Annotated in this window: 15 protein-coding genes; 3 read left to right on the plus strand and 12 right to left on the minus strand. The window is 45.9% G+C overall.

The features are described 5' to 3' along the window. Positions 1-82 precede the first annotated feature (82 nt). Both EKN16_RS13280 and EKN16_RS13285 read left to right on the plus strand, forming a co-directional pair. A complete protein-coding gene (locus EKN16_RS13280; RefSeq protein ID WP_125657739.1) occupies positions 83-3,328 on the plus strand; it encodes a beta-galactosidase in 3,246 nt (1,081 codons plus the stop codon). Between the two features lie 237 nt (positions 3,329-3,565). Further along, positions 3,566-5,086, plus strand: coding sequence for an MDR family MFS transporter (locus EKN16_RS13285; RefSeq protein ID WP_179955606.1), 1,521 nt, complete (start codon positions 3,566-3,568; stop codon positions 5,084-5,086). Between the two features lie 153 nt (positions 5,087-5,239). Here the strand turns inward: EKN16_RS13285 and EKN16_RS13290 are convergent, their stop codons facing one another. From EKN16_RS13290 to EKN16_RS13305, 4 genes are all read right to left on the minus strand, one after another. Then, a complete protein-coding gene (locus EKN16_RS13290; protein WP_125657742.1) occupies positions 5,240-5,809 on the minus strand; it encodes a nitroreductase family protein in 570 nt (189 codons plus the stop codon). Between the two features lie 494 nt (positions 5,810-6,303). Further along, complete coding sequence (locus tag EKN16_RS13295; RefSeq protein WP_125657745.1) at positions 6,304-7,203, minus strand: cation diffusion facilitator family transporter; 900 nt, start codon at positions 7,201-7,203, stop codon at positions 6,304-6,306. 228 nt (positions 7,204-7,431) lie between these two features. Next, positions 7,432-8,268: a sugar phosphate isomerase/epimerase family protein gene (locus EKN16_RS13300; RefSeq protein WP_125657748.1), complete on the minus strand. Its 837-nt coding sequence runs from the start codon at positions 8,266-8,268 to the stop codon at positions 7,432-7,434. A gap of 32 nt (positions 8,269-8,300) precedes the next feature. Beyond that, positions 8,301-9,377, minus strand: coding sequence for a Gfo/Idh/MocA family protein (locus EKN16_RS13305; RefSeq protein ID WP_125657751.1), 1,077 nt, complete (start codon positions 9,375-9,377; stop codon positions 8,301-8,303). A 123-nt stretch (positions 9,378-9,500) separates the two neighbouring features. On the opposite strand from EKN16_RS13305, the gene EKN16_RS13310 reads away from it, so the two are divergent. Next, entirely contained in the window at positions 9,501-10,370 is an 870-nt protein-coding gene (locus EKN16_RS13310) for an AraC family transcriptional regulator (protein WP_125657754.1), read from the plus strand. A gap of 256 nt (positions 10,371-10,626) precedes the next feature. On the opposite strand, the gene EKN16_RS13315 is transcribed toward EKN16_RS13310, so the two are convergent. From EKN16_RS13315 to EKN16_RS13350, 8 genes are all read right to left on the minus strand, one after another. After that, positions 10,627-11,043, minus strand: coding sequence for an organic hydroperoxide resistance protein (locus tag EKN16_RS13315; protein ID WP_125657757.1), 417 nt, complete (start codon positions 11,041-11,043; stop codon positions 10,627-10,629). A gap of 330 nt (positions 11,044-11,373) precedes the next feature. After that, positions 11,374-12,135, minus strand: a complete 762-nt coding sequence (locus tag EKN16_RS13320; protein WP_125657761.1) for a DeoR/GlpR family DNA-binding transcription regulator — start codon at positions 12,133-12,135, stop codon at positions 11,374-11,376. A 100-nt stretch (positions 12,136-12,235) separates the two neighbouring features. Continuing rightward, positions 12,236-12,784, minus strand: coding sequence for a D-lyxose/D-mannose family sugar isomerase (locus EKN16_RS13325; RefSeq protein WP_125657764.1), 549 nt, complete (start codon positions 12,782-12,784; stop codon positions 12,236-12,238). Next, positions 12,781-14,010 (minus strand): carbohydrate kinase family protein, encoded by a 1,230-nt coding sequence (locus EKN16_RS13330; protein WP_125657767.1) that lies wholly within the window; start codon positions 14,008-14,010, stop codon positions 12,781-12,783. Before EKN16_RS13330 ends, EKN16_RS13325 begins: the two co-directional genes overlap by 4 nt. Before the next feature lie 2 nt (positions 14,011-14,012). Next, complete coding sequence (locus EKN16_RS13335; protein WP_125657770.1) at positions 14,013-15,170, minus strand: Gfo/Idh/MocA family protein; 1,158 nt, start codon at positions 15,168-15,170, stop codon at positions 14,013-14,015. 23 nt (positions 15,171-15,193) lie between these two features. Continuing rightward, positions 15,194-16,027 (minus strand): class I fructose-bisphosphate aldolase, encoded by an 834-nt coding sequence (locus tag EKN16_RS13340; protein WP_197719131.1) that lies wholly within the window; start codon positions 16,025-16,027, stop codon positions 15,194-15,196. A gap of 178 nt (positions 16,028-16,205) precedes the next feature. Continuing rightward, a complete protein-coding gene (locus EKN16_RS13345; RefSeq protein WP_125657773.1) occupies positions 16,206-17,156 on the minus strand; it encodes a sugar phosphate isomerase family in 951 nt (316 codons plus the stop codon). A 50-nt stretch (positions 17,157-17,206) separates the two neighbouring features. Then, positions 17,207-17,905, minus strand: a complete 699-nt coding sequence (locus EKN16_RS13350) for a PIG-L deacetylase family protein (RefSeq protein ID WP_164522785.1) — start codon at positions 17,903-17,905, stop codon at positions 17,207-17,209. Positions 17,906-17,945: the final 40 nt, after the last annotated feature.

The following is a 17,945-nucleotide window of genomic DNA, read 5'->3' on the forward strand; positions in this document are numbered from 1 at the left end:
TAAGCTCTATTGTAAGCGCCAAGATAAATCGATTACAACCTAACAAACCTAACAAACCAAACAAACCTAACAAATTTCAAAAATGTTACTTTCACAAACAGAATACCGGAAGGTGTGGCAACCATTGCAAAAATTAGTATTGTTCTACGATAAGACTTTCCCGTTTGCGGGAGAACGTCCAACTGAGCAAGCTCTTAACTATCTTAATGAGGCTTTTAAAGTTGTTACTGCCGAGCAATTAGCTGACCAATTATCGGATGCTGACGTATATATCCATCTTCATGGTACGTATTTCCCTAAACAAGCTTGGCAGGCGATTTTAGCTCATGTTAGCTTGGGCAAAGGCCTCGTTTTTGCCGGCGGCGCTCCTTTCAAGACACCTGTCTATCAAGAGAATGGCGAATGGATTCAAGAGCTTGAGCAGACCGCCTATCACCAGCAGCTTCATATCAATGAAGCGCTTGTTGTCTCAACAACTGGCATTAATACGTTGAAGGCGAACCACGATCTCCCTTTGTTCGCTGCCTATGAATCGCTTTTCTCGGTGGAACCAACTTACGGGCTTGTCCTTCATGTGACACATACTGATGACCGTCCAGGCGAGCTTGGCTCAGGTGGCCCTATCGATGCTCATATATATCCATTACTGAGAGGAATCAGCGGTGATGGCTTACAGCGCGAACTCTCAGCTCCTGCTATTCTGCTCGAGCATACAAAGGGGAAATTCAGCGGGGGACGTTGGCTCTTCGTCAGTCAAACCCTTTCAAGCAGCTTCTGGCAGGGCGATGGCGTGAGAGCGTTAAACGAGTGGGCAGCATTCGCGGCTCAAGGCGTAACAGAGCTTTGGCTGAAACCAAACTACGGCTCATATGAGCTCGGTGAACGTTCCGTACTGATGCTACAAGGGCAGCAGCTTCTTCCTGCTCGTCAGCAGCTAACGGCTGCACCGTCCGTAAAACGCAATACGCCCCTACAAGACAATAAGACAAGCTGGACCTTCAAGATTAGCGTTTATAAAGCGAAGAATAGCGAAGAAGCCAAATCGAATCCAGTCTTCATCTATGAAGAAGAACGTTTCTTGACCGCATGGCGGGGAGAATTGGAATTAAGCATTGGCCGAGAGCTTGCGATTACGCGCTTCACGCTGCCTTTTGAGATAGAAGCAGGTTACTACGCGGTGGAATGCGAAACGGTATCCAGCACTGGCGAGCGCAGAATTCTTCGACAAGGGTTCTGGGGATTCGATCAAGCGCTGCTCACCTCCGGCGAGATGATTACCTGTGACCGCGACTATTTCTGGAAGAACGGCAGCCCTCTTCCAATCGTGGGAATGACGTATATGACTAGCGATGTAGCTCGCAAATACTTATTCCTCCCTAACGCAGCAGTATGGGATCGTGATATGGCCCAAATGAAATGTGCCGGTATTAACGCGATTCGCACAGGTATTTGGACAGCCTGGCGCAATATTATGTTTGTAGACGGTCATCCTTACGAAGAAGTACTGCGTGCCATTGATGCCTTCTTCCTGACGGCCAAACGGCATGATCTTGAGGTAACCTTCAATTTCTTCTCGTTCACGCCTGAGTGCTGGGAAGGGGTCAATCCATTCTTGGATCCGCGCAGCGTAGAAGCGCAGAAACGTCTGATCTCGGCTGTTGTAACACGGCATGCGAAATCCTCTCATGTACATTGGGATTTGATCAATGAGCCTTCCATGTTTGATCCCAAACGGGCTTTCAGTGCTGGACCGCGTTCGAGCCATGACGAATTCGAGCGTGCTCATTTCCTGCAATGGCTTATTGAACGTCACGGAACAATCCGTCAGCTGCAAGAGAGCTGGAATATGACACCTGACGAGCTGCCTTCCTTTGAGGCGGCGAAGATTCCTGAACCAAGCGATATTAACTTCAACACAACCGAACAGCTCACCAAAAAAGGCGGCCCATGGCTTGATTACACGCTATTCTCCATGGATATGCACAATCGCTGGGCAGCTGATTTAATCGATACGATACGTTCGATCCAGCCTAAACAGCTGGTTACAGTCGGACAAGACGAAGGCCTTGGCGCTCAGCGTCCATCCCCTTTCTTCTATGCAGAGGCGGTTGACTATACAACCGTTCACTCCTGGTGGAAAATGGATGACCTCGTATGGGATGGCATCTTCTCCAAAGCGATCGATAAGCCCAATGTCATTCAGGAAACGGGCATCATGTATGTCGAGACACCAGATGGCCGGGCTAAGCGGAGCGAGGAAGAGCTTCGTAATATTCTGGAGCGGAAATATGCATATGCTTTCTCTACTGGCGGAGCGGGTGCTGTTCAATGGATCTGGAATATTAACTTTTATATGAACAATGTGAATGAATCACATATCGGCGCACTGCGAGCGGATGGAACAGAGAAACCGGAAGCGTCGGTATCTTATGACTTCGGTGCCTTTATGGGCCAAATCGGACATCTATTCGTGGGACGGGAGCTTGAAGAGGTTGCCGTGGTATTCCCGTATTCCAACGACTTCTCCAACCGTGCTCTTGCTTATGAAGCAACGAGCAGATCGATTCGGACCTTATCCTACTCGATGAATGTTCATGCCCGCGGTCTGAGTGAGTATCATCTTGAATCGCTTGCGGCTTCGAAACCCAGGCTGATCATCGTGCCGAGTCCTCACAATTTCAGCAGTCAAGCGTTGAAACAGCTGATCCAGCACATACGTAACAATGGCGGAACCTTGCTTATTACGGGACCTATCGGGCTTGACGAGTACTGGCGTCCAGTAAATCGACTGACTTCCGAGCTAGGGCTGGCACATTCGAGCGTTGGCAATCTGCTTCGTGAAGAGCTGCTGGAATTGAACGGTAGAATAATGCCCGTGTCATTCGGCGGCGCTCATATTGCTGACAGCAGCAAGCAGATTACCCATCCGGCTAACGGCGCTGCGCAGCTGACAGATGTTGAGCTTGGATCCGGACGCCTGCTCTGGTGCCCACTTCCGCTCGAATTAAATGAACGGCGTGAGCCGCTTGAAGCTGTCTATGCAGAAGCTCTTTCGAAGGCCGGCGTATCAACCGAGTTCGAATGGCTGCATGGGGGCGAGCTTCCAGGAGTCTATGGCCGCAAACTCGCTTTTGCCAAAGGTTCACTGTATATCTTCGTCTCTGAACTAGGCAGCGATGCAGCTATCTCTGTAAGAGATCGTCAATCAGGCAAAATTTATTCGTTTACACTCGGACAAGAACGCTCTGTATTATTTGCCACAGATGCTAACGGTAAACTACTAGCTGTTTACCGTCCGAATGAGGTTCACATTGACGTTATGGAATAACGAAATTTAGAATATAGCTTTCAACTTTAAAAGGGGTTTGCCAATCGTAGCTTTTTGCTGCAATTGGCAGCCCCTTGCTTGTTTAAAGGAAGACAACTACCGAGGTTCCAGACTTATCCCCCCTTTAATAAAATGGTAAACTTTTACACGATTGATTCGCGGTTCACCTATCCCTCTGTTATACTAAGCAGTGGACCTATTGTTTCCAAATTTTTATAGAAAAAGAGGGATTAGAGGATGGAGAAATCTGCTTCAACGACGACGCCGGAACAAGCTGAATTTCGTATGACCAGTATCATGGTGCCTTTATTCGCCATTATTGCAGGCGTATTCATGGTTATACTGGATTCAACGGCAATGAATGTAGCCTTATCCAGTCTAGTTAAGGACTTCAACTCCCAGCTGCCAACGCTGCAGTGGACAGTAACAGGCTATTTGCTTGCACAAGCCGCTGTAATTCCGTTAGCTGGCTGGTTATCGGACCGTTATGGGGCAAAGAACATCTTCCTGATGTCCGTTATTCTGTTTACCATCGGTTCTGCTCTATGTGCAACACCGAATACCGCAGAATGGCTAATCGTATTCCGAGTGCTCCAAGGACTTGGCGGCGGTTTCGTACTCCCCGTTGCGATGGCGTATATATTCCGTCTTAGCCCTCCTCATAAGGTTGGAGCTATTATGGGGATGATGGGTGTACCGATTCTGTTCGCTCCTGCGATTGGTCCTTCCTTAGCAGGCTGGCTGGTAGAATATCACTCCTGGCGGTGGATTTTCCTTCTTAATGTTCCAATCGGTATCATCTGTGTCCTTGTAGGGGTCAAATATTTACCAAAAGTTGCTCGCAACGCGGTAGCCGGTATGGATTGGCTCGGCATGCTGCTTGGACCACTAGCATTCTCGGCTTTATCATACGGGGTGAGTGAAGGCGCACATAGCTGGTCTTCTGGTAAAACGATAGGCGGCCTGATCATCGGCGGTATTTCTCTGATCCTATTCGTTATTGTGGAATTACGAGTGAAAACGCCACTACTAGAGCTTCGTGTATTCAAATCTATAGACTTCTCGCTCGGGATCGTTGTGCAGTGGGTGGCGCAGTTCGCACTGTATGGGGCAATCTTTCTTATGCCGCAGTTCCTGCAGCAGGTTCGCGGGTTTGGCGCATTCGACACAGGTCTTACGCTCATACCGCAAGCAGTTGCCTCTGGTCTCATGATGCCGATTGCCGGATTGTTGTATGACCGGATTGGGGTACGCTGGCTTGTTGTTGTTGGGCTCACTCTCGTATCGGGAGCCATCTTTCAGTACTCGCTTGTGGATGCAACAACTGTCGCAAGTGATTTAATCCTACCTCTAATTATGGCAGGTATGGGTATGGGCCTTATGATGATGCCGCTTAATACTCACTTAATGAGCAAAGCTCCAAGGAACTTAGTTAGCCGTGTCACATCTATTACGAACGGCCTGCAAATGGTCATTAACTCACTAGCCGTTGCAAGTCTTGTAACGATTCTGACCTCAAGAGTTAAAACGCATGCCGATGAGCTTCAGAAAGCAGCAGGCTCAGGTGGAAAAGTGAGTAAGGAAGTTATGCTCACAGCAGGCGTTCAAGGCTTCGACGATACATTCCGCATAATGATCTTTATCGCTTTATTCGGCGCCATACTTGGACTGGTGCTTCGTCGCACAAAGAAGCAGCCCCTGTCGCTAAGCGCTGAAGATGATAGTGCAAGTGCATCTGCCGGACTCATGCACGGCTAGGAAGCATCCTTTACTTCGAGTTCCGCAAGGTACGGTTCACTACTAATAAGAGGCCCTATCCCGATTATCCATTTACGGATCATCGAGATGGGCCTCTTGTTATTTATACTCCATATTCTCCATGTACTGAATAGTCTTCGTCATTGACACAGACTATTCAAACCAAATTGTCTTCTCCGAAGCAGGATGGCGCCGAACAACAGGTGCTGCCATATCGGGAATACCCAGATAGATAAATCCAAGCATCTTGTCCTGAGGACGAAGATCGAAGCTCTCATTCATAAGTGGATGATAGCAAGGCTCTCCAGAACGCCATACCGCACCTAATCCAAGGGCATGAATCGCCAGCAGCATATTCTGGATAGCAGCATTAACCGCTCCATATTCCTCCAGCTCAATAATTTCTTTACGATCACTCGGTGTGACGGCTACTGCGATAATAACAGGGGCACGCAGTGCTTTTTTTCGGGCACCCTCAACCTTCAGGAGATTCTCAGGTGAATCAGGATCCTCATGGTCCGCTAAAGCAATTCGAGCAAGCGCATGACCGAGCCGTTCTCGACCTTCCCCGCTTAATACGAAAAACTGCCATGGCTCGGTCAGCCTATGATTCGGTGCCCATACTCCAGCTTCCAGAATCGTTTCAATCGTCTCCTTGGCAATCGGATCCGGTTTCACTTTCCCTATACTTCTTCTTGTTCGTATAGCTTCCAAGACATCCATCTGCTTAACCTCCCATTCAATGTTTCTTTTCTTACATACTAGCATAAGGAAGGCTTCATTTCACGAAAGCAGTCGATTCTATCATGTGTGTCCGCGTAGAAGCCCGCTGCGCGGACGGATCATTCTTACGATCGCTGTTGTCTCCCTATTTCTCGATTCTATCCCTTAGGGGTAGAAATAAGGAGACAAAGGCGAACGCTATCGCTTCTTCAGAACGATTCCGTCCGCTTCGCTTTTGTTTCGTGTTGGCAAGCACTGATTTTGATGAGGTATACATTCTGACTCTGGCTCGAAAGTGCAGCACTGATTTCACAGGCAAATGTCTGCCAGCTTACCCCTCTCTTCAGGGGATGTTGGAATATGTACCTCCCTCTTGGCATTCGTCCAAGTAAACTTGCCTGATAATCATCATAATTTGCCGCACGTGTTATCTTTATTGATTAGCTGTTTTATTAAGAAATTACGATATTCCTTCAAAAGAAAAGGAACCCCAATCATTGGGATTCCTCTGGGTACCATGGATTCAAATGAATCAGCACTTCATCTACATCACTATGCTGCTCCATGATTCCTTTTTTGATTTCACGGGAGATATCATGTCCTTGCTGTATCGTTAATTCTGCTGGAATGCTGACCCTAGCATCTATTAGTACATAATGACCGTGTTCCCTTGCCCGTAAGCGGTCAATCCGTTTGACTTGTGGAATCGAGTTGATATGTTCGGCAAATGCGTTCAAGCGATCCAAGCTGACGGTTTTCTCCATTAGTGTATCCATCGTTTCTTGAGACATATGAATCGCTAATCTCAGGACGAGAATCGAAACCACTATTCCCGCTACAGGATCGCCATAGGCTAGAAAATGAATGTCATATTTATCTCCAAGCAATGCTAATGCGATCCCGACAACAGCTGCAATTGATGCATAGACGTCAGCAAGATGATCATAGGCAGTGGCGATTAAGCCCTTACTATTGATCCTTCTGCCGATTCGGATTGTATAAATGTACAAGATCTGTTTCCAAATAAGAGAAATGGCAGCTGCGATTAATGCAATTACACTTGCTTTTGCAGGCTCCTCAAATAGAGAGGACACGGCATGGTAACCGATATACATAGCCGCTAATCCTAAGATTATAGCTACAATTCCGGAACTAATCACCTCTGCTTTGCCATGACCATAAGGGTGATCCTCGTCAGCCGGCTGCTTTGATATTCGCATAGAACTTAGCGCCGCAACAGTTGCAATGACATCACCAGCATTATGCACGCCGTCTGCAAGCAATACGGGACTATTAAATACAAATCCAACTATAATTTTCAGAGCGGTAAGAATTAAATTACTAATTAAGCTGATCCATACGGCGATAAATGATTCATTGTTCCCCTTACTCATCTTTGATGCCCTCCGCCGAAACTTTTTCCCCAAGGAAACAAAAACCCTTGACTAGGGTTCGTCAAGGGTTGGATATTTTTAAATGGATGGTCTAAATGAAGCTGATTCATGATATTCCCCACAATATTAAGACATTCACTTATTATACCATGAGCATTTTCAGATGCAAAGTGATAAGGGACTATCCCTCAGGTCCTTATAGACCTTCAAGATAATCCCTCCTTATGCCTATAAACCGGCAGCTGTATATACTTTATCGAAGCCTGCTTTGGAGCGCTCGGCCAACGTCTCTGGAGAATCGGTAGGAGACTCAGCGGTAAGTATCTCTTGCGTGATTGCTCCCTTATAACCAATAGTATGCAGAGCACGAAGGAAGCCAGCCAAATCAATGACCCCTTCACCTGGATATACGCGACCATTGTCAAGTACGTCCGCAACAGGTACATCAATGGCATCATTGATGTGTACATGTACGATTTGATCGGCGCGGAGTCTTTCAATATCAACAACCGTTAACTCGTTCGTATACCAATGATAGGCATCGAACAATAGTCCAACATTCGGCTCGCCGATCGCATCAATCCAGTCAAGCGTCTCTTCAAGTGTCCAGATGAATGGATTCTTCCATGCTGTGCGAAGATGATGCGGTCCAACGAATTCAAGCCCAAGACGGATACCATAAGCACCAAGAATTTGAGCACAAATGCGTAACCGTCTGGTAGCTAATACCGTGAAATGCGCTGCCTTCATATCCGTGGATGGCAGAATATACGTACAGCAGCTTGTACACCCAAGTGCGGCTGCAGCTGCAGCTGCTTGAGCAAGCTTTACGATTCCTTCACGGAAGACATCATCCGTTGATCGCCATTCCACAGGAAGACCGATCGATCCAATCACGAGGTTATGGTTCTTCAGGAGCTCGCGAGCTCCTTCTACCCCATGACGTTCGATTAACCCTTGTGCATCTATATCTACGGCTTGAAAGCCGTACTTCGCAGCTAATTCGATCAAGCTTTCGTCATTTTCGATACGACCAAGCCCAGCACCTGATAATCCTCTAAGCATTTAAAATCCTCCAAAGCGTTCATTTTGTATGACTAGAAATTCCAATCGAGCTTCACTTCATTGCCTGTACGGGATGATTCGTAGATCGCATCAAGCACAAGGTTGTTTGTGAAGCCTGTCAATGCTGAAGTGATCGGCTGTTTGCCCTCACGAATGCACTGTAGGAAATGACGGCTTAGGCGGTTACGCTCGCCTTCGTCATTCTCTGGCTTAAACAGTTCTGTCTCCGTCGCTCGATCGAACTTCTCAGTAAGCAGCTTGCCGCTGGATCCGCTATAGCTTGCGCCGCCTTCGGTTCCCATCAGATGAACGAATGGCGAGTTATCCGTATCCATATGAACCGCCCAGCTCACTTCAAGCGATAATGTACTGCCATCTTCCATCTTAATCAAAGCTGTAGCTAAATCTTCTACGTCATAGGTTCCGTTCCAATTCGGTTTCCCCCAAGTACCGATTCCAATCTTACGTGGTCCGAATTCGGAATAAGTAGCCCCATAAACAGAAACTGGTTTCGGGTTGCCCATAAGATACAAAGCCAGATCCAGCATATGCACACCAATGTCAATCAATGGTCCGCCCCCGGATTGACCCATCTGAGTAAACCAAGTTCCCCAGCCAGGAATTCCTTTACGACGAAACCAGCCTGTTTTGGCTGTGTAAATACGTCCAAGCTCACCGCGATCGATCTGCTCCTTTATTTGCATCGGAATCGATTCCCAGCGCATTTGGTGACCAATCATGACAACTCTGTCAGATGCTTGGCTAGCTCTCAAAATTTGTTTAGCTGTATCTGAATTAATTCCCATCGGTTTCTCTAGCAGAACATGCTTGCCCGCTTCTAAAGCATGGATTGCAAGAGGGGCGTGGAATTGGTTCGGTACTCCAATGATAACGGCATCTACTTCCGGACTATTGATCAGCGCCTCAGGGTTCGAAGCTATACTTGGAATACCGAATTCTTTGGCTTTAGCTTCCGCCAAGGGAAGATAGGCGTCCGTGATGGTTGTTATTTCACATTCATCAATAAGCTTGGAGAACTCTGTTGCATGAACGCTGCCAATATTACCAGCCCCTATGATACCTATTCTAATTTTATTATTGTTTTCCACTTCTTTATTTCCTCCCAGAGTGCTGTCCTAACTTGCCTTTATCTATGATAAAATAAACGGGGCAAGAAAGCTTGCCCTATTTTTCGAAAAACGTCCCAATTCTTCGGAGGAGCCGAACGGATCATGACCTATTTTCCTGAATACTTTAAATCCTATCCCAATATGCATACCTCTTATCCGCTTAGTCTTTCGCTTCACCGGCTCGAGCATGGCTTTCGTGCGCATCGGCATGATTTTTTGGAATTCTCCTATGTCATTAGCGGCAGCGGCTGGGAAACGATCAATGAGGTCAAACACGCGATGGTTCCTGGTACCTTCACCTTTGTACTCCCCTACCAGGTGCATGAGCTGTTTACTGATCCCGGAAGTGAGCTAGTGCTCTTTAATTGTATGTTCAGCATGGATTTATTAATGGAATCGGGGCAAAACGACGGCTTGGCCGGACTAATCGAAATGAGTCCTTTACCTGCATTCACGCAGTTCGAGGGTAAACATAAAGATCGGATTCAATATTTATTAGAAGATATGCTGGAGGAATATAACGGTATTGACTCTTGGCGAAAAACGATTTTACAGCTTCGATTAAAAGAAATATTAATTTGCTTCGATCGATATCGACGACATGCAACTAGTAGTCCTATTCTTTCCTCTACAACCACTTCAACTAAACATGCAACCGTATGGCCAATCATTCACCATATCCATTGCAACTATCAAGAAGACCTGACTCTATCGAAGCTTGCCAGTCAATTCGACATGAGCGTCTCGCGAATTAGTGAGGTTATCAAGCTAACCACCGGTCAAACCTATGTTCATTTTTTGCATGATTTACGCCTCCGTCACGCCTGCAGCTTGCTCGTCTCCACAGACATGAGTATGGTAGAAATCGCCCTCGAGGTGGGCTACGGATCGTACAAGACATTCTCTCGTATCTTCCGGAAGAATAAAGGAGTTGTACCGAAGGATTATCGGAAATCAATAACGTACAGCTAATAAACTTTGTCGCAAAAAGCAACCTATCAAGAAGAAACGGCTTACGCCGTCCTTGGCGGCGAAGCAAGTTTCTTCCCTCTGAAATATAAGTAAAGTATAGAGGAAACTTATACTTTACTTATATTTAAAAAAAATCTAATCCTTCCCTCATCTTAAGAGGAGCCGGATTAGATTAGGGGCTAACTTCACTTCTATAGGAGAGAGTCGAGCTCTCCCTTGCCGAAGTCATCTATCTGCGTCATCAGAGGCCATTTCTTTAGACGACTTGAAGCTCCACAACAATGTTTCCTCTTGTTGCTTTGGAGTATGGACATACGCCATGTGCCGCTTCAACCAGCTCCTCGGCCACAGCCCGTTCAACCCCTGCGATCGCCACCTCTAGCTTAACCGCAAGCCCGAACCCACCATCTGTATCTTTGCCAATGGATACATGGGCAGTTACCTCTGTTCCTTCGACTTTTATTTTCCGAGTTCTGCAGACTAAGCCCAAAGCACTTTCGAAGCAGGCCGCATAGCCAGCTGCGAACAGCTGCTCTGGATTCGTCGCAGCACCGCCTGGACCTCCCAATTCTTTGGGTGTTCTAAGATCTAATTGCAGAACATTATCACTAGACACAAGCTTGCCGTCTCTTCCACCGGATACTTGAACTGTAGCTGTATATAATTTTTGCATAATAAAAACCTCCTGAATGAATTTTAATTTCAACTAAATTGTATACAATTTAGTTTCATACAATTTAATATATAGGTAAATGATACTCCTGTCAACTGTTCGATCCCTAGGTTGGAAAATAGGGCAACATTTCTCGTCTATTAACGCTCTCTTAAGCTATTCATAATGACAAAGAAGCGGGGCATGCCAGCTTTCTGGCATGCCCCGCTTCTTCTTTTTACAACCTATTCATTCGATTGGACAGGCACACTGCCCTCGCATTCGCATTATAAAAAGGAACGGTTGCAGCGGAGCTGATCAATGTCGGTCTTGGGCAGATACCCTCGTTCATCAGCTTAGTACGATTTCCACAGAGGCTTCCTTTAGAGTAGCCTCCAATTCCTGATCAGGGGAGCTGTTTGAAATAATTCGATCTACAGCATTCAGAGACGCGAACGAAAACAAATCCCTCAAACCATACTTCGTATGGTCCATGACAATATTCACTTCTGAAGCCTGCTCGATGACAAGCCGTTTAATTTCTGCTTCATGCATATTAGAGTTACTAAATCCATGCTTGAATGACACTCCAGTGGCACCAATAAAGACACGGTCAAACGCCATTTTGGCAATGGAGCCTGCTGCAATAGGACCTACCAAAGTCGCCGTTTTCTCCAGAAGCATGCCTCCAACTACGATTGTAGAAATTTGCTTCCCTTGAAGCTCAGCAGCAATATTAAGGGCATTCGTAACGACGGTAATATTCAAATCTGGTTTCAAATATCTGGCTACCTGCAGTGTTGTTGAACCGCCATCCAGAAAAATCGAATCACCGGACTGAACAAGCTGAGCGGCTTGCAATCCGATTCTCATTTTCTCATCCATCATTAAGCCCGTACGATCCTGCAGCGCAATATCCTTGCCAACGAGAATAGCGCCTCCGAATGTTCGCCTAAGCAGTCCCATGTATTCAAGCTTTTCTAGATCTCTGCGCAGGGTCATTTCGGTAACGTCAAACATATCTTTCAACTCAGCAATTTTAACTTCGCCATCTAAAGCCATTCGATCCAAAATCTGCTGCTGACGTTGGTTGATGGTTTGGTTATGCGTCATGGAGAACCCCCGTTACTTTTCTTCAATGACTCTATTATCCCTAGAACTTACTTTAGGATCAACCTTAAGTTATATTTCATCATCTCACGAGGTGATATTCTTATTCATCTTCCATAACGGTCGGCATCCGTTCGATTCGAGGATCTGTAAAGATATCATATTCATCACGGCTAGTGCTGGAGAATTCAGAGACAATGGCTCCTACATCACCAGCTTGAAACCAATGCTTAATTCCGGGCTCTATTGTATATTGTTCACCTGGAAGTAATTCTATCTCATGAAACACGGTGTAATAAGGCTCACTTGCTGGAGGAACAATCGCCTGGATGCTTGTCGGTGCTGCTCCCTCTACATACAAGAATACTTTTCCTGAGCGGCAGCGAAAGGTTTCCATTTTGCCGGGATCATTACCGATTGGCGGGTGTATATGCTCTGGGCATGTTTGACGTGGGAACAATACTAATTCTTTAGCACAGTAGCGGTCTGTATTCACATAAGTAATTAATTCCAAGCCCTGAATGTCAAGCTCTCCGAGCCCAAAACCCGCCACTTCAATGTGCGCAATTTCATGCTCCGTTAATGCAATACCACTAGACCTCAACATAGCTGCTGCGCGTTCTTGCGCTTTACCTATTTCACTTCGTTTCATAGGCTATCCCTGCCCTTCTCCTGACCTTTGTGATGAGGCCCGAGCCATAAGCCATCCTCATTAAAGCTCCAGTTATGCAAATCAAGCTTCATCTCACGCTTTGCCCAACCGCCGCTGATTCGACTCCACACCTCAGATCCATCCGGAATGCCGCTTGTCGCATCTGCTTGTTCTACATTACACGCACCGGCGCCGACAGCGGTATGAAGTGAATCCTCCAAAGATAAACCCCTCATCAGGCCAAGTAAAAACCCAGCAATCGTGCAATCACCAGCGCCTGTAGTTCCCACAACATCCACCTTATAGCAAGAAGATATCAACTCACTATTCGTCCAATTTCCATGGTGTTCTTGAGCAGGTGTGCAAAGTCCCATAGCCAGAAGACGACTATTATTGGGGGTTGTTCGCACATATAAGCCATGCTCTCCAAGCTTCAGTCCAACAATTGCAGCACCCATTTCTAGCAATTCTTCCGAAATTTCAGAAAGGAGGGCTCCACTCGCAAATGGTAAGAGATCTCCAGATGGAGCCTCTTGCAGCAATTGATCGTAATGTTCACGATGCAGCATGTAGAGAATTTCCTCAAAGCTAGGCAAGAACACATCGACATGCGGGAGTACTTTTGCAAATATAGCACGCCAATTGGCCTTACCCGCGTCGGATTTAGGATCAGGTTTAGCCAAATCTAGCGATACGGTCAATCCACTGTCCTTGACCTTCTTAAGCAATTGGGCCAGTTCATCACCGTCATTCTCATACATCCTGCGCATTAAAGGAGGATATCCAAAATGAAACAAGCGTGCACCTTTGAGCTGTTCAGGACTTAGGTCTGAAGCCGAATACGTATCGTTAGCACCAGTAAAATGAAGAAAGGTGCGGTCAATATGCGGAGGACTAATGACAATAGAATAAGAGCTGTGCTCATTAGGCGACACGATCATACCATCAACTAAGGACGAGCCATGCTGTCTTAAGACTGTAAGAATGGCTTCACCGAATTGATCATTCCCAATTTTACCCATCAAGTTTACCTTGCTGCCCAGCCGGTGAAGCGCAATTCCCGTATTGGAAACTGCACCCCCCGTTGAAATAACCGCAGGACCAATATCAACGAGCTTACCCGGAACTAGCAAAGCATCCATCCCAGATTGCTTCTCGTAGATTGTAGGTATAATATCCAAGCAGATATGCCCAGCAATGATCACTTCCGCTTCGTTCTGACTCAAAGCTAATCCCTCCAGTTGATCGATATCGTTTGCCCTGTTCGATTAGACTCCAATGCTGCTGTAAAAACCTTATGGCTGCTTGAGGCTTCTTCTGGAGTTGCACAGTAGAAAGGCTGCTGTATATCCTTGCCATTCGCCAGCTCATCACAGAAAGCTGCCCACATTTGGAGAATCGAATCCGAGAAGCCGAACTCAAAGATACCTCCAGTAATCGTGCCGTACGCCGATTTATATGGAGCATCTACGACATGCCATGCTTGAACTCCACCCGGTGTATAAGGTAAGGAAGCTACCTGTTTGGGATTTTTCGTTGTAAATTCTGCTGAGAAGTCCGTACCTGTTATCCGAATAAACCACGTATTCGCATTGCCCGGGGCAATACGTTTGGTTGATAGAACCATAGGAAACTGCTGGTCATCCATTTCAACATCACAGGCCAGAATGGCATTGTCCCACGTCTCACAAGGAACCATATTTCCCTTTCCATCTGGTCTTTCGGGTACGATTTTGGATAATAAGGCTCTTACGGACTTCGGCTTCCAGCCATAACGCATGGGTAGGTGTAGGACATGCATGCCTAAATCCCCCATACATCCGTATTCGCCATTCGTAGCGATTCGCCTTTTCCAGTTAATCACTTTTGTCGGATCGAGATCACTGGAATGCCAGAAGCCCGCTTCGACTTCGATAATTTTACCGAATTTATTTTCTTGGACCCACTGAAAGATTTGTTGAGCTCCCGGATAAAATGGAAATTCAGAGGAACAGCGAACGATGACGTTAGGATGCTTGTTAATAGCTTCTGAAATGAGTCGGTTTGCTTCCTGATCAATTCCAAACGGCTTTTCTCCTAGTAAATGCTTACCTGATTCAATAATATCGACATAGATTGTCGCATGAAGATTATGTGGAACAGCACAATAAATGGCATCTACATTAGGATTAGCAAGAAGCTCCTTATAGTCTGTGTAAGCTGCCTCCACGCTTGTAACGTTCTCCTGAAACCACTCCGTCGCAGCAGAATTCGCATCGCATACAGCTACTATCTTCGGTTCAAAATCAACATTTGTAAGATGACACCAACGGGCTGCCGCGCTTGCAAACTCTTTTCCCATTAAACCGCAGCCAATAACACCAAAGCGTATGATTTTTTTCGACATGATCAATGATCTCCTTTTAGATGTTATTGAGCTAATAAATCTAGTGCCTTCTCTTCGGTGGCTCCGTGGTGGACAATGGACATCAAGGCTTTCGTCATGCCAGCTGGATTCGGGTGCTGAATGACATTACGGCCATATACAATTCCAGAAGCACCTTGCTTCATCAATTCTACGGTACGGGTCACAATTTCCTCATCACTGGCTCTTCCACCGCCACGCACAAGTACTGGTATACCGGAAGCAATTTCAATGACACGGTGATATTCTTCTACATGGTCACAAGGATCTGCTTTAATCACATCTGCACCCAATTCAACAGCTTGACGTACAAGCGGCAAAATTTTCTGGATATCGCCATCTACCATATAACCGCCCTTTGCTTCATTTCCCAGCATAACTAAAGGCTCTACCATAAGGGGCATGCCGTATTTTTCACATTCTGTTTTTAATAGAGAAACATTTTTAACACATTGATAGTGCAGCTCAGGCTGATTAGGCAGCAGTAAAAGATTGACACAAACCGATACAGCATCCATTCGAACGGCTTGCTCTACAGCCTTATCGATAAGCTCGCTAAACAAGAAACGTGGCAGCACACTTCCATAAATATTAGCTGCATCTGTACGAAGTACGAGTCCAGGCTTCTGGCTGCCAGGAATCGATTGGAGATGTCTAGCCTGCCCAATACTTAGCTGAATACAATCTGGACCTGCTTCCACAATCGTCGCAATCGCTTGCTTCATATTCTCAATTCCAGCTAGAAATCCAAACTCGTTAAAAAAGCCATGATCAACAGCCACATCAAAACATTTTCCTTGCGCACTAAACATTCGGTTTAATCTTGGTTTTAGCGACAATTAAATCCACTCCCTCAATTTTTCGTAACTCGAAAAGTTTCTTTCAAACTTAAAAAGTTACTTTATAACATTATCATACGTTAATTTGTAACATTCGTCTACAGAAAAAACCGCCAGATAGAATATAATCGGGCGATTTTTTGAAATCTGATAGGTTCACACTGGATACCGAAACCATTTAATTACATTCAGCAACTAACGGACCAGCCAAATCCTTCATGAAAAATAATTTACCAGGCAATGTTGGCATATAGGTTGAAGGAATCCATGGATTCGGACCATGACGCAGCGTCGTCCATAACGACATACCTTGCCATTGCATTCCTCTTCCCAATGTTCCGTCACAGCCTCCAATAATTTGATCCGCCAATAGGAACAAGCCAGGACCAATCGTATTGGCATAACAAGGCACGAGTGTTGTCCTGCTCTTAAAGCTTGTAATGGCGTTCTGTTCAATGGTTAACGGATGGAGCTTAGCCCCGAGCCGATGCGCCGCCTTACTCCACTGATCCTCGGACTCATATTCTGCTGCAAAATGCGGCTCCCAGAAGGCAATGTGACACATTCGACCAATTCCAAAAACAACAATGAGTTTCGCTCCATCGTTTTTTAACGCCGTTATTTTTTCCAGATAGGTTGGAAGGTTTTCTTTAGTAGCAAAATTACGCTGTGCCACTGGGACGGTCAATGGACCGAGCGGTCCATAAAATGCCTGCTCCATGGAATATTGAAAAGAGCTGGGATTCGTGGGCTCTAACGTATTCCCCTCACTATCGCTCCACTCGTCCATATTAAAACCAAACACATGATGAGCATCAACATTCCATTCTTTTAAGAAGTAAACCACCCATTTGTACATTCCCATCGGCCCTACTGGCAAAATCATCGCCAGCTTTTGCCCCATTTCCTTGCTTCTGCGAATTTCCATAGCAATTTCGTGACCCATCATCATATCGAATTCGGTGAAATGGTCACAAGCCACAGGCTTAAAAGATTCATGCCAGAATGATTGCCGATCTGTAATTGTCTCTGGTGCGTGATCACAGCAATCATCGATTTTACGCAAATCCCATCCCTGAGGAAAAAAACCTTCCATCAGCGAGCCTTTAACTGTTGTTAAAAAATCCATATGTCTAGCCTCCCCACCAATTTTATTATCATTGTCATTTACCATTCACATTAAGGTAGAAGCTGCCCCGTACGCACTTTCCCCCATACGCGACAAGGAATGAATCCTTCCGCATACTTCACTCCGCACTGCAGCCCCCGAAACCGAGATCCCGCTGTAACAAACTCACTGAGGTCAATGTTGTCGTGTTCCATCAGCCATTTCGTCTGACTTTGATGCTGATTTAACATCTCTAGCTTTTGCTCCATCGTATCAGTAATATCTACGTACTCCTCAGGGTTGAAGCGGATCCCCGCTAAAGTATCCATGTAGTAAATAGGCACATTGAGTGCATGGGCTTCCCGACTCGTTTTGTAATAAGGGACAGTTGCCGAGAAACTTGCATCGAAGACGAGCTTACTCACAGCAACATGGTCCGGCATGTAGTCATCCGGATAATGCGTAATGATTACATCTGGTTTGGCATAGCGAATGAGGTCCACCACAGCGTCCCTCGACTTTCTATCATCCCCGTAAATTTCAAGATCGGGCATATCCAGACTTATTACCTCAGCACCAATAACCTCACCTGAAGAAATCGCTTCATTCTTCCTAATATCCCTTAACTCTTCGGTGGGAATGATCAAATGGCCTTTGTTACCATTAGCAACATGGCATAATATGACATCATGCCCCAGTTTTTTATATTTGGCTAACGTGCCCGCGCAGCTAATTTCAATATCATCCGGGTGGCAACCAATTGCTAACACTCTCAACGTCATCCCTACCTTTATACAGTTTTTTATGCGT

Origin of the sequence: Paenibacillus baekrokdamisoli, from assembly GCF_003945345.1 — a bacterium.
In the GTDB taxonomy this organism is placed as follows: domain Bacteria; phylum Bacillota; class Bacilli; order Paenibacillales; family Paenibacillaceae; genus Paenibacillus_Z; species Paenibacillus_Z baekrokdamisoli.

What these genes read in the sequence shown, in the direction of transcription:
- EKN16_RS13280 (WP_125657739.1), top strand. Translation starts at nt 83, where the DNA reads ATGTTACTTTCACAAACAGAATACCGGAAGGTGTGGCAACCATTGCAA.
- EKN16_RS13285 (WP_179955606.1), top strand. Translation starts at nt 3,566, where the DNA reads ATGGAGAAATCTGCTTCAACGACGACGCCGGAACAAGCTGAATTTCGT.
- EKN16_RS13290 (WP_125657742.1), bottom strand. Translation starts at nt 5,809, where the DNA reads ATGGATGTCTTGGAAGCTATACGAACAAGAAGAAGTATAGGGAAAGTG.
- EKN16_RS13295 (WP_125657745.1), bottom strand. Translation starts at nt 7,203, where the DNA reads ATGAGTAAGGGGAACAATGAATCATTTATCGCCGTATGGATCAGCTTA.
- EKN16_RS13300 (WP_125657748.1), bottom strand. Translation starts at nt 8,268, where the DNA reads ATGCTTAGAGGATTATCAGGTGCTGGGCTTGGTCGTATCGAAAATGAC.
- EKN16_RS13310 (WP_125657754.1), top strand. Translation starts at nt 9,501, where the DNA reads ATGACCTATTTTCCTGAATACTTTAAATCCTATCCCAATATGCATACC.
- EKN16_RS13315 (WP_125657757.1), bottom strand. Translation starts at nt 11,043, where the DNA reads ATGCAAAAATTATATACAGCTACAGTTCAAGTATCCGGTGGAAGAGAC.
- EKN16_RS13320 (WP_125657761.1), bottom strand. Translation starts at nt 12,135, where the DNA reads ATGACGCATAACCAAACCATCAACCAACGTCAGCAGCAGATTTTGGAT.
- EKN16_RS13325 (WP_125657764.1), bottom strand. Translation starts at nt 12,784, where the DNA reads ATGAAACGAAGTGAAATAGGTAAAGCGCAAGAACGCGCAGCAGCTATG.
- EKN16_RS13335 (WP_125657770.1), bottom strand. Translation starts at nt 15,170, where the DNA reads ATGTCGAAAAAAATCATACGCTTTGGTGTTATTGGCTGCGGTTTAATG.
- EKN16_RS13345 (WP_125657773.1), bottom strand. Translation starts at nt 17,156, where the DNA reads ATGGATTTTTTAACAACAGTTAAAGGCTCGCTGATGGAAGGTTTTTTT.